Source organism: Streptomyces sp. NTH33, from assembly GCF_003236365.1.
Classification (GTDB): Bacteria; Actinomycetota; Actinomycetes; order Streptomycetales; family Streptomycetaceae; genus Streptomyces.
On the sequence record NZ_POTZ01000200.1, the window covers coordinates 1 to 12,266 of the forward strand.

Annotated in this window: 8 protein-coding genes; 3 read left to right on the forward strand and 5 right to left on the reverse strand. The window is 73.0% G+C overall.

Annotated features, from left to right (window positions below; genetic code table 11):
• Window positions 1-187: 187 nt before the first annotated feature.
• On the reverse strand, window positions 188-1,411 hold the full coding sequence (locus tag C1I97_RS19620; RefSeq protein WP_111004522.1) for a C40 family peptidase: 1,224 nt from the start codon (window positions 1,409-1,411) through the stop codon (window positions 188-190).
• 285 nt (window positions 1,412-1,696) lie between these two features.
• On the opposite strand from C1I97_RS19620, the gene pcrA reads away from it, so the two are divergent.
• Window positions 1,697-4,165, forward strand: coding sequence for a DNA helicase PcrA (pcrA, locus tag C1I97_RS19625; protein WP_111004523.1), 2,469 nt, complete (start codon window positions 1,697-1,699; stop codon window positions 4,163-4,165).
• Between the two features lie 19 nt (window positions 4,166-4,184).
• On the opposite strand, the gene C1I97_RS19630 is transcribed toward pcrA, so the two are convergent.
• Together C1I97_RS19630 and C1I97_RS19635 are read right to left on the reverse strand one after the other, a co-directional pair.
• Window positions 4,185-5,759 carry a M23 family metallopeptidase gene (locus C1I97_RS19630; RefSeq protein ID WP_111004524.1) on the reverse strand — a complete coding sequence of 525 codons (1,575 nt, stop codon included), beginning with the start codon at window positions 5,757-5,759 and terminating at the stop codon, window positions 4,185-4,187.
• A gap of 74 nt (window positions 5,760-5,833) precedes the next feature.
• On the reverse strand, window positions 5,834-6,700 hold the full coding sequence (locus C1I97_RS19635; RefSeq protein WP_111004525.1) for an esterase/lipase family protein: 867 nt from the start codon (window positions 6,698-6,700) through the stop codon (window positions 5,834-5,836).
• A gap of 425 nt (window positions 6,701-7,125) precedes the next feature.
• Here C1I97_RS19635 and C1I97_RS19640 point away from each other — a divergent pair, with 425 nt between their 5' ends.
• The gene (locus tag C1I97_RS19640; RefSeq protein WP_111004526.1) at window positions 7,126-7,542 is read left to right on the forward strand and encodes a cobalamin B12-binding domain-containing protein; all 417 of its coding nucleotides are present in this window, start codon (window positions 7,126-7,128) and stop codon (window positions 7,540-7,542) included.
• A 77-nt stretch (window positions 7,543-7,619) separates the two neighbouring features.
• On the opposite strand, the gene C1I97_RS19645 is transcribed toward C1I97_RS19640, so the two are convergent.
• Both C1I97_RS19645 and C1I97_RS19650 read right to left on the reverse strand, forming a co-directional pair.
• Entirely contained in the window at window positions 7,620-9,251 is a 1,632-nt protein-coding gene (locus C1I97_RS19645) for a DUF5691 domain-containing protein (protein WP_111004527.1), read from the reverse strand.
• A 255-nt stretch (window positions 9,252-9,506) separates the two neighbouring features.
• On the reverse strand, window positions 9,507-10,892 hold the full coding sequence (locus tag C1I97_RS19650; RefSeq protein WP_111004528.1) for an SWIM zinc finger family protein: 1,386 nt from the start codon (window positions 10,890-10,892) through the stop codon (window positions 9,507-9,509).
• 133 nt (window positions 10,893-11,025) lie between these two features.
• On the opposite strand from C1I97_RS19650, the gene C1I97_RS19655 reads away from it, so the two are divergent.
• Window positions 11,026-12,177, forward strand: coding sequence for an ATP-binding protein (locus C1I97_RS19655; RefSeq protein WP_111004529.1), 1,152 nt, complete (start codon window positions 11,026-11,028; stop codon window positions 12,175-12,177).
• Window positions 12,178-12,266: the final 89 nt, after the last annotated feature.

Consider the following 12,266-nt stretch of genomic DNA (forward strand, 5'->3'; position numbering starts at 1 on the left):
CACCACCTCCGACCTGGACGATCTGCTGGCCAGACTCGACCGGCACACCACCGATCACCACGAAGAATCCTCCGCCGAGCCAGCTACATGATCAACCCCCGAAGGACTTCCGGTCCGAACCACTAAGTACCTCCGCGCGCCGCGCGGGCGGGGCACGCGCGCGGGTGCACGCGAAAGAGCATCCCTTTCAGGCAGGGCGCACCACGTGGTGGACGGACGTCTCGCCGTCGTGGCGGATCGATTCCTCGCGGACGTAGGCGCCGGGTCCCGGGGCGTGGATCATCACGCCGTCGCCGGCGTAGACGCCGACGTGGTCGGTGTCGCCGGAGGGGGAGGCGAGGAAGACGAGGTCGCCCGGCCGCGCCTCGGCGAGCGGAACCGCGGTCCCCGCGTTGGCCTGGTCGCGGGTGGCACGGGGCAGGGTGACGCCGGCGGCCCTCCACGCGGCCTGGGTGAGGCCGGAGCAGTCGTACGACCCGGGGCCGGACGCACCCCAGACGCACGGCTTGCCGACCTGCGCGCGGGCGAAGGCGAGCGCCTTCCCGGCCTTGGTCGCGTACGTCGCGTACGCGGAGTCCGGCGCCGGGCCGGGGGACGCAGGGCTGGATGGCGCCGGGCCGGGCAACGCAGGCCCAGATGGCGCCGGGCCGGGCAACGCAGGCCCGGCTGGCGCGAGTCCCGACGGCGTCGGTTCGAATGGCGCGGGCCCGGACCACGCGGGCCCGGACGGAGCCGGGTCGGGCAGTCCCGGTCCGGTCGGCTCCAGGGGCTCCGGGGCCGCGGCCTCCCACGCGGTCGCCGCCGGCAGCAGCACACGCGCGTGGGCCAGCTTCTTCTGCATGGCGGCCTTGGCCGCCGCGATGTCGTACTGCGGCTCCGCCGGCGGCTCGGGGGCCCGGGGTGCCTCCCACGGCCGCGGAGGCGCGGCAGGCCGCGTGGCCCGGCCGCCGGCCAGGCCCTTGTGGCGCGCGTTCAGCCGGCTCATCACCTGGGCCTGGTCGAAGTAGCCCTGCGGGGTCTCCGCGAGCAGCAGGGCGGCGATCTCGGGGGCGGTGTCACCGGTGCGGTACGGGGCCGCCGTGAACGAACCCCTCCTCTGGCGTGCCTTGCCGAGCACGTCGGCGCGCTTGGCGACGTCGTCGAGCAGCGCCGCGACCCGCCCGCGCTGCCGTGTCCCCTTCTCCTGCTTCTCCTGCTCCCCCTGGGGGGTCTGCCGCACGGTCGCCGAACCGGTGCGGCCGTACAGGTAGTCGAGCTTCCTCTCGACCTCTTCGAGGCTCGGCCTGCCGCCGTCGTCCGAGGGGGCGGCCCCCGAGGGCTGGGAGACCAGGGCCGCCGAGGCCAGGGCGGCCGTGGCCGGCGCGGGGCTTACGCGCGTGGCCGCAGGATGCGCCTTGCGGTGCGACGCCAAGGGGGCGGCTCCTTCCGTCGTCCGCCTGCCGGGTCGGCTCACGGCTCGGCGGAGGCCGCATCGTCCGGTGACGTTCGCCGGTGGGGGGTCGTGCGGCCGGACGGCACGCTAACCAACTTGTGTGACTTGTGTGAAGTTCAGTGCGCAGTATGTCCGATACGGTTCCGATATGTTTTCGTTACCTCGCTGTCGGCGCGGTCCGGGGGAGGGCGCGGCCCGGCGGAAGGGGTCATCTTTCCGGGGCGGCCACGGGTTGTCGGTGGGGCACCCTAGACTCGTAGAGCGATGAGCAGCCTCTTTGACGACAGCTTCCTGGCGAACCTCCAGGCCCCGCGCGGCCACGAGGAGGAGCCCCCGCCGCCGCCCGAGGACGATCACGCTCCGGAGCCGGTTCCGGACGATCTGTTCGGCGGGAAGTTCGACGTGCCCCCGGACCCGGATGCCTACGAGCGGGACGCCTACTACCGCGACGGCGCCCCCCGCCCGGTCGTGGACCCGGCCGCGCTCCTGGAGGGGCTGAACGACAACCAGCGCGCCGCCGTCGTCCACTCCGGCTCCCCGCTGCTCATCGTGGCCGGCGCCGGCTCCGGCAAGACCCGCGTGCTCACGCACCGCATCGCCCACCTGCTGGGCGAGCGGGGCGTCCACCCCGGCCAGATCCTGGCGATCACCTTCACCAACAAGGCCGCCGGCGAGATGAAGGAGCGCGTCGAGCAACTCGTCGGCCCGCGCGCGAACGCGATGTGGGTGATGACCTTCCACAGCGCGTGCGTGCGCATCCTGCGCAGGGAGTCGAAGAAGCTCGGCTTCACGTCCTCCTTCTCGATCTACGACGCCGCCGACTCCAAGCGTCTGATGGCCCTGGTCTGCCGCGACCTGGACCTCGACCCCAAGCGCTATCCGCCCAAGTCCTTCAGCGCCAAGATCAGCAACCTGAAGAACGAGCTGATCGACGAGGAGGACTTCGCCGACCGGGCCACCGACGGTTTCGAGAAGACCCTCGCCCAGGCCTACGCCCTCTACCAGTCGCGGCTGCGCGAGGCCAACGCCCTCGACTTCGACGACCTGATCATGACGACGGTCAACCTGCTGCGGGCCTTCCCGGACGTCGCCGAGCACTACCGCCGCCGCTTCCGGCACGTGCTCGTCGACGAGTACCAGGACACCAACCACGCGCAGTACGCCCTCGTACGGGAACTCGTCGGGACCACCGAGGACGGCCTCCAGCCCGCCGAGCTGTGCGTGGTCGGTGACGCCGACCAGTCCATCTACGCCTTCCGCGGCGCGACCATCCGCAACATCCTCCAGTTCGAGGAGGACTACCCGGACGCGACGACGATCCTGCTGGAGCAGAACTACCGCTCGACGCAGACGATCCTGTCCGCCGCCAACGCGGTCATCGAGCGCAACGAGTCCCGCCGCCCGAAGAACCTGTGGACCAACGCCGGCGCGGGCGCCCGCATCACCGGGTACGTCGCCGACACCGAGCACGACGAGGCGCAGTTCGTCGCCGACGAGATAGACCGCCTCACCGACGCGGGCGAGGCCAAGGCCGGTGACGTCGCCGTCTTCTACCGCACCAACGCCCAGTCCCGCGTCTTCGAAGAGGTCTTCATCCGCGTCGGCCTGCCCTACAAGGTCGTCGGCGGCGTCCGCTTCTACGAGCGCAAGGAGGTCCGGGACGTCCTGGCCTACCTGCGCGTGCTGGCCAACCCCGAGGACTCCGTCCCGCTGCGGCGCATCCTCAACGTGCCCAAGCGGGGCATCGGCGAGCGCGCCGAGGCGATGGTCGACGCCCTCGCCCAGCGCGAGAAGATCAGCTTCCCGCAGGCGTTGCGCCGCGTCGACGAGGCGTACGGCATGGCCGCGCGCTCCACGAACGCCGTCAAGCGGTTCAACACGCTGATGGAGGACCTGCGGACGATCGCCGAGTCCGGCGCCGGACCGGCCACGGTCCTGGAGGCCGTTCTTGAACGCACCGGCTACCTGGCCGAGTTGCAGGCCTCCACCGACCCGCAGGACGAGACCCGCATCGAGAACCTCCAAGAACTCGCCGCCGTGGCCCTGGAGTTCGAGCAGGAGCGCGGGGAGGGCGAGTCGGTCGCGCTGTCCGACTTCCTGGAGCAGGTCGCGCTGGTCGCCGACTCCGACCAGATCCCGGACGAGGACGAGAGCGACGGAGTCATCACGCTGATGACCCTGCACACCGCCAAGGGCCTGGAGTTCCCGGTGGTCTTCCTCACCGGCATGGAGGACGGCGTCTTCCCGCACATGCGCGCCCTCGGCCAGACCAAGGAACTGGAGGAGGAGCGGCGCCTGGCCTACGTCGGCATCACACGCGCGCGGGAGCGGCTGTACCTGACGCGCTCGGCGATGCGCAGCGCGTGGGGACAGCCGTCGTACAACCCGCCCTCCCGCTTCCTGGAGGAGATCCCGCCGGTGCACGTGGACTGGAAGCGGACGGGCGGCTCGGCGCCCCTGTCCTCCGGTCCCGTGTCCGGAGTGGCGGCCTCGCTGTCGTCGTCCCGGTCCCGCTCCTCGGCGTCCGGCGCCTCGGGGTTCGCCACCCGCCGTACCTCGGAGAAGCCGGTGGTGTCCCTCGCCGTCGGCGACCGGGTCACGCACGACCAGTTCGGCCTGGGCACGGTGGTCGCGGTCAAGGGCACCGGCGGCAACGCCGAGGCGACGATCGACTTCGGCGACGCCAAGCCCAAGCGGCTGCTGCTGCGGTACGCGCCGGTGGAGAAGCTGTAGCGGAGAGGGGAGAGGGGGCCTACGTCGGGTTGATGCCGTGGCTGCGCAGCCATGACAGCGGGTCGATGGGCGACCCCCCGCCAGGCCTGACCTCGAAGTGCAGGTGCGGGCCGGTGGAGTTGCCGGAGTTCCCGGAGTAGGCGATCGGGTCTCCGGCCTTGACCGCCGTACCGGAGGGAACCCGGTAGCTGGAGAGGTGGCAGTACCACGTCTCCGTGCCGTCCATCGCGGTCACGATCATCATGTTGCCGTACGCGCTGTTCCACTCCGTGCGGACCGTGCCGTCGGTGGCGGCCATCACCGTCGTCCCGTACGGAACGGGGAAGTCGATGCCGGTGTGCACGGACATCCAGTTCACGCCGGCCTGGCCGTAGTAGGCGCTGAGTCCTCTCGGCAGGACGGGAAGGGCGAACTTGGGGCGCAGCCGCTCCTTGCGGGCCGCCTCCTCCGCCGCCTTCCTCAGCTCGGCGGCCTGCTGCGCCTTGAGGTCGATGCGCTCCTGGTAGCGGCTGGCCCGGCCGGCGAAGTCGTTCGCACCCGCGGACACGTTCCGCAGCTGGGTGTCCAGCTTCGCGTTGGCGGTGGAGACCTTCACCGGGGGCGCGTCGGCCGCGGCCGCCGAGGTGTCCTTGTCGTCGTCGGTCAGTCCGCCCACGGAGGCCGCGGCGATGCCCGCGACGCCCATCACACAGACCGAGGGCACGGCCACCGTGAGCAGCGCGGAGCGCTTGGCCGGGGGACGGCGCCGGGAGCGGCCGGCGCCGCGGGAGGCGGCTCGTGAGGCCGGGGCCGGAGCCGGGGTGACCTCTTCCTCGTCGTCGAGCAGCGACGGGATCGCGGGCATCTCGCCGGTGGCTGCCAACCCCTCTTTCGCAGAGGGGGTTCCGCCGTGCTGCTCGTGCTGCTCGTGCGGGTCGGGCTCGTCGAAGTCCTCGGCGGCCGTGGTGGCGCCGGCGCTGTTCCACTGCGTGGCGTCGTACGCGCCGGTGTCGAAGGTCTGCGTGCTCCAGTCCCACTGCTGGGTGCCGCCGTCGGCCGACTGGTCCGGCTGCAGCCAGGCGCTCGCGTCCCACTGGGCGCCGGTGTCGACGGGCCCGGACTGATGAGGTACGGCGGCCGGTTGCTGGTAGCCCGTCGTCCAGGCGGTCGTGTCGTACGCGCCGGTGTCGTAGGCGGTGTGGTGCTGGGCCGCGTACGGGTCGTCGTGCAGCGTCTGGTGGCTGCCCGTGGACCAGTGGACGGTGTCGTAGGAGCCCGTGGTGGGGGTGCCGTCGGCCGGAAGGCCGCCGAAGAGGGGGTCGGCCGGGAAGCTCCCCGCGCCGTAGGCGCCGGTCTGAAAACCGGTGGTGCCGTAGTCGCCGTAGGCGGTGAAGTCGCCGTACGCGGCTTCCTGTGCGTCGTACGACGCACAGGGCGTCGAGGCGGCATCGGAAGCCGGGGCCGGGGCGGCCACGCTCCCCGACGGGTGACGGTCGTTCACCAACTTCTCTTTCGCCTCGACAACAGGGGCTGGCAGAGCAGTGCGGCGACTGTACCCGGCGGTATGCGGACGCGACAATCTTCGGCAGGTTTCCCGAACGCGGGAAACGGGCATTCAGCCGTGTTTCGCCGGTCCGTCGACAGGACCTTGGCTTTTTGTTCGAGGGTTGTTCGACTCGTGTTGTGCCGTCACGCCACCGTCAGACCGCCGGCGCGCGCGACGGACGGGTCGCCGGGCCGTACGGTGTCGAGCGCCTGCCGTATCCCGGTCGCGACGGCGGGATGCACCGGCAGGGCGAGATGTCCGATTCCGCTCACCTGTACGTTCTCCACCCGCAGGTCCGGGTGGTCGATGCAGGCCGACTCCAGCGGGTCCATCAGGTGGTCGAGGTCGCTCCAGAAGCTCACGAACTGCGTACGGCAGCCCGGCGCCGGGCGGGACAGCTCCTCGATCAGCTCGGAGCCGGGGCGCATCTGGCGCACGATCGGGTGGGCGTTGGCCAGCGGCGCCACCCGGGTGCCGGAGTGCGGGGTGCCGAGGGTGACGAGGGTGCGGACCCGCAGGTCGCCACCGAGCCGCTGCACGTAGTAGCGGGCGATCAGTCCGCCGAGGCTGTGCCCGACGACGTCGACCCGCCTGCTGCCGGTGCGCTCGCAGATCTCCTCTATGTGCCGGCCGAGCAGTTCGGCCGCGATGCGGATGTCGCAGGTCAGGGGCGAGTAGTTGAGGGACTCCACCCGCTGTCGGCCGTGCTGGGCGAGGTTGCGGCGCAGCAGGACGAACACCGAGCGGTTGTCGATGAACCCGTGCAGCAGCACGACCGGGGGCTTGGCCTCCGTCGGCAGCTGGGTGGCGCCGTGCTGCGCGGGCAGCCGGCCGGCCTGGCAGCGGCGCTCCTGGACGATGCCCGAGGGATACAGGAGGAGGTGTCCCGCGAGGATCGCGAGCTCCAGGGCGGTCGCCTTCAGGAGGGCCAGCGAGAGCCCCGCGAGCCTGCACGGGAGCAGGCGCTGGCAGAGCGGAAGAATGGGGTCTGCGACCTTGGTGACCTTCATGGCCGACCTCCTGTCGGCACGCGGGAGGACGGCTCTGTCCCCTGCGTGCCCTCATGGGCAGTCGCGGCGGGGGCGGTCGGCGGGGCAGGCCGCGTGCTGCCGAGCCGCACCCGCCCCGGGTGCCCTTCGTGCCCTCTCCGATCCGCCGTACCACCGTGGCGCGTGGCCTGCGGCGCGATGGTGCGGCGACCTCGTTGCGGCTCCCGCTGCGCTGGTTCCCGCTGTGTGGGTCCCCCCTGCTCGCGGAGTCCGGGGGAGTGCCTCACCGTGTGATTTCCCCCTCCCTCCGCACCGTGAAACTGCCGGTTGCGGGATGCTGGAGATAACGTTCGTTCACTTTCCCGGCCGGTGTGGTGCGGGGTGTCCGTCCCACTTGTGCGGTACTTGTCGGTACGGATGGATGGAGTCGCTTCATGGAGGCAGTGATGGGTGTGGCAGCCGGTCCGATCCGCGTGGTGGTGGCCAAGCCGGGGCTCGACGGCCACGATCGGGGCGCCAAGGTGATCGCGCGCGCCCTGCGCGACGCCGGTATGGAGGTCATCTACACCGGCCTCCACCAGACCCCGGAGCAGATCGTCGACACGGCGATCCAGGAGGACGCCGACGCGATCGGGCTGTCCATCCTCTCCGGGGCGCACAACACACTCTTCGCCGCCGTGATCGATCTGCTCCGGGAGCGCGACGCGGAGGACATCGTGGTCTTCGGCGGCGGGATCATCCCCGAGGCGGACATCCCCCCGCTGAAGGAGAAGGGCGTCGCGGAGATCTTCACCCCGGGCGCGACCACCCAGTCGATCGTGGACTGGGTCCGTGCGAACGTCCGCGAGCCGGCGGGGGCGTAGTACCCGACGCCGGCCGGGAGCGGTCGGCCCGTCCTGGGGGCGCAGCCCCCAGGGACGGCCCCGGCAGCCGGTGCCGCTCAGCCTGCCTGGGCCGAACCCAGTTCCTCGGCCATGGCGGAGCGCAGCCGCAACGTCGTCACCAGCCGCTGGAACGCTTCCGCCCAGTACCCCCCGGCCCCGGGCGACGCGTCCTCCGCCTCGTCCGGAACCGCCAGCAGGCCGTCCAGCCGACTCCCCTCCGCGGGATCCAGGCACCGCTCGGCCAGTCCCATCACTCCACTGAAACTCCATGGGTAACTCCCTGCGTCCCGCGCGATGTTGAGCGCGTCGACCACCGCCCGTCCGAGCGGGGCCGCCCATGGCACCGCGCACACTCCGAGCAGCTGAAAAGCCTCGGACAGCCCGTGTGCCGCGATGAACCCGGCCACCCAGTCGGCCCGTCCGGAGGCGTCCAGCGTGCCGAGCAGCTTGGCGCGCTCGGCCAGGGAGACCGCGCCCGGCCCGCCGGCCCCGGGTGCCGCGGGCGCCCCGAGGAGCGCCCGCGCCCACAGGGCGTTCCGCTGCCGTACCGCCGCCCGGCACCAGGCGGCGTGCAGTTCGCCCTGCCAGTCGTCCGCGACCGGCAGGGCCACGATCTCCTGCGCCGTGCGCCCGCCCAGCCGCGCGTGCCACGTCCCGAGCGGTGCCGCCTCGACCAACTGACCCAGCCACCACGACCGTTCGCCGCGTCCCGTCGGCGCCCTGGGGACGACACCGTCGCGTTCCATGCCCGCGTCGCACTCGTGCGGTGCCTCGACGACGACCGTCGGCGTCCCGCGCATGTGGTCCACGGCCACGCAGGACCCGGCCCGTGCCGCCATGCGTGCGGCGAGCGCGGATTCGGGCAGCGCCGAGAGCAACTCGGCGGCCGTGGCCCGTACGTTGCGGCTGCGGTCGGACAGGGCCTGCTCCAGGAACGGCTCGTCGTCCGGGCCCAGGCCCGTCCGCAGGGAGTCGAGGAACATCAGCCTGTCCTCGGACCGCTCGGTGGCCCAGGTGGTGGCGAGCAGTTCGCGCGCGTCCGCGGGCCTGCGCGCGCGTATCGCCGTCAGCAGCGCGACCCGCTCCGCGAACAGGCCCTCCTCCCACAGCCTCCGGACGCGGTCCGCGTCCTTCGGCCCGGGCAGCGCGGCGTCACCGCCCGGGGAGGCCCGCAGGGCGAACCGCCAGTCCGGGTTGAGCCGGGCGAGCCACAGCGCGCGCGGGCCGCCGAAGGCCAGTGCGGCCGGACGCAGGTCGGTGCGGCCCCGGGCCGCGTCCAGCAGGGCCGGAAGCGCCTCCGGAGGAGCGGCGTACCCGCGCGCGTTGGCCGTCGCGAGCCACTGGGGGAGCAGTTCCATGAGGTCGGGTGCCGTGCCCCTGCGGCCGCCGCCCGCCGTGCCGGGCCGGTCGGTCAGCAGCACGGCGAGCCTGCGGGCCGCCGCGGCGGGCAGCGGCGGACGAGGGTCCGCGGGGGCCGGCTCCGGGCGTTCGGCCGCCGACGCGGGGCGCAGTCCCGCCCGCCGCCGTACGGTCTGCACGGCCGCCGCGTCCAGCAGCGCCACGGGGGCCGTCCGGCCGGACGCGCCGCCCGGGGGCATACGCCGGTCCGTGCCGAGCAGGGCGGTGGTGACCAGCTCCTCCCAGGCGCCCGTGGCGGGCGCTTCCACCGGAGCGGAGGTCCTGATCATGAGCTTCCTTTCGGTGGCCGGGTGCCTGGAAGTGGTGGGAAGGTCACTGCCCACCGTGTTTCCCACGGGGTGGAACAAATGCCTGGTTCAGGAGAGAAAAGACGGGTTGATGGGTTATTCTCCCGCTCTTCTGCGCCTTTCGGGTGAGGGTTCCCGCTGCACCGGCGGTGCCCCGCCGTTCGCCGGGACGTCACCCCTTTGCCGGACACGTCGAGTTCGCCGCCAGGGCGAATGTCACAGATGGTGTACATGTCGTCAGCACAGCGTCACCATTTCTCCCTCGTGCTCGCCCTCGTCCCGCGGCCAGGCGGCCAGAGGAGTGAAGCCCCGGTGGCCGCACTCCCCGAAGACGGTGACGGGCGCGCCGCCCGACACGGCGACCAGCCGCCACAGGCCCGGACGCGTGCGCGCCGCGGGGGCGAGGGGCAGCGCGGAGTCGCAGACGGCGTCGGCCAGCTGCCAGGACTCGCCGTCCGGGACCGGCACGACCTCCCCGAGCGTCACGGGGACCGACTCCAGCCACGGGTCGTCCCGCAGCGCCTCGCCGTAGCGGGCAACCGCCCGCGCCGTCGTCATCCCGGGCGGGCGTGTCCGCGTGGGTGCCGGGGGAGCGAACCGCTCGCCCAGGGCCGCGCGGAGCTGTCCCACGCCCGGATACGCGGACACCTCCGCGTCCAGGGCCAGACCCACCGGCAGCGCGAGCTCCGGCGCGCAGCCGGCGGCGCCGTAGGAGAGCAGCAGCGCCGTACGGCCGGAGCCGGTGCCGTACAGCCAGATCCTGCGGGTGGTCAGCTTCGCGTCCGCGGTGTCGTACTGGGCGAGGACGAGCCAGCGGTCCCGCACCGCCGGCCCGTCCGCGGAGGCCGGCAGGCCGACACGGGAACGGACCGTCGCCGCCAGCCCCTCGGGCAGCCGCTCCCGGCCCAGCCAGCCCCGGCCCAGGAGATGCAGCAGCGCGCACTCCTCCAGCAGCCGCACCGGCCAGCCCGGCCCCGACGACGGTATGGCCCCCAGCTCCCGCGCCCGCGCGGCCAGCCCGGGCGCCTGCGCGTCGACCATGCGGGCCGCCGTCTCCTCCCACAGCCCGTACCCCGCCTGTTCGGCCGTGGCCAGACCGCCGCGCAGCAGGTCGGCCAGGCGCTGCTCCAGCTCCGTCGCCCCCGCGGTGACGCGCTCGGCCCGTCGCTCCGCCCTGCGCCGCGCGGCCTGAGGGTCGGCGGAGCCGGAGGCGGACCCGGTCGCCCCGGCCGCCCCGGCCGACTGTTTTCCCGCCGCCCGCTTCCTTCTGGCCGCCGTCCACTGCTCGGCCCAGTCCGGCGCCTGCCCGGGCGGTACCGCGCCGACCGCACCGTCATCGCCCGCCCACAGCAGCAGCAGGCCGAGCGCGTGCTTGCACGGGAACTTGCGGCTCGGGCAGCTGCACTCGTACGCCGGCCGGGCCGCGTCCGCGATGTCGACGACCGTCCGGTACGGCCTGCTGCCGCTGCCCTCGCACAATCCCCACACCGTCCCCTCGTCGGAACTCCCCGCCTCGGACCACGGCCCGGCCGCTCCGAGTGTGCTTCCCGCTTTGCGTGACGCGTCGTCAGGCGCCAGTGCCAGCACCTGGTCCGCGGTCCAGCGCACCCCCTGCTGAGTCATGCCGTCGACGGTAGGTCCTGCCACTGACAATCGGCCTCGCGACAGCGTTTCCACAGGTCAGGACGCATTGTCAGTGCCGTGGTGCACGGTGGGTGACAGATCCGAACCGGCCGAGCTGGAGGGGGCCTCAGCCATGTCCGTGTCCGTGGAACCGACGTCCGTCGAACCGAGCCCGAGCCACTCCGCGCCCGCGAACGCGGGAGAGGCGGAGGTGCTGCGCCCGCACGCCGAGAACGCCTTCGCCGCCGAACTGGCCGCGCTCGCCGCGCACGACGACCGCCCGCGCCCGCCCCGCTGGAAGCTGTCACCGTGGGCCGTCGCGACCTACCTGCTCGGCGGCACGCTGCCGGACGGCACGGTGATCACGCCGAAGTACGTCGGCCCGCGCCGCATCGTCGAGGTCGCGGTCACCACCCTCGCCACCGACCGCGCCCTGCTCCTGCTCGGCGTGCCCGGCACGGCGAAGACCTGGGTGTCCGAGCACCTGGCCGCCGCGGTCAGCGGCGACTCCACGCTGCTGGTGCAGGGCACGGCCGGCACACCGGAGGAAGCGATCCGGTACGGCTGGAACTACGCGCGGCTGCTGGCGCACGGCCCGAGCCGCGACGCCCTCGTGCCCAGCCCGGTCATGCGGGCCATGGCGCGGGGCATGACCGCCCGCGTCGAGGAGCTGACCCGCATCCCGGCCGACGTGCAGGACACGCTGATCACCATCCTGTCGGAGAAGACCCTGCCGATACCGGAGCTGGGCGAGGAGGTGCAGGCGGTCCGCGGATTCAACCTGATCGCCACCGCCAACGACCGCGACCGCGGGGTCAACGACCTGTCCAGCGCCCTGCGCCGCCGCTTCAACACGGTGGTGCTGCCGCTGCCGGAGAGTCCCGAGGCCGAGGTCGGCATCGTCGCGCGCCGCGTCGACCAGATCGGCCGCTCCCTGGACCTGCCGGCCGTGCCGGACGGCATCGACGAGATCCGCCGCGTCGTGACCGTCTTCCGCGAGCTGCGCGACGGGATCACCACCGACGGCCGTACGAAGCTGAAGTCGCCGAGCGGCACCCTGTCCACGGCCGAGGCGATCTCGGTGGTCACCGGCGGGCTGGCGCTGGCCGCCCACTTCGGCGACGGCGTGCTGCGCGCCGGTGACGTGGCCGCCGGCATCCTCGGCGCCGTCGTCCGCGACCCGGCGGCCGACCGCGTCATCTGGCAGGAGTACCTCGAGACCGTGGTCCGCGAGCGCGACGGCTGGAGGGACTTCTACCGGGCCTGCCGGGAGGTGAGCGCGTGAGCGGCACCGGAGGACCGAACGGTACGGGGCGGCCGTCGGACGGTACGGCGCGGGCCCGCACCGACGAGCCCAGCTGGACGGGCGGGCGA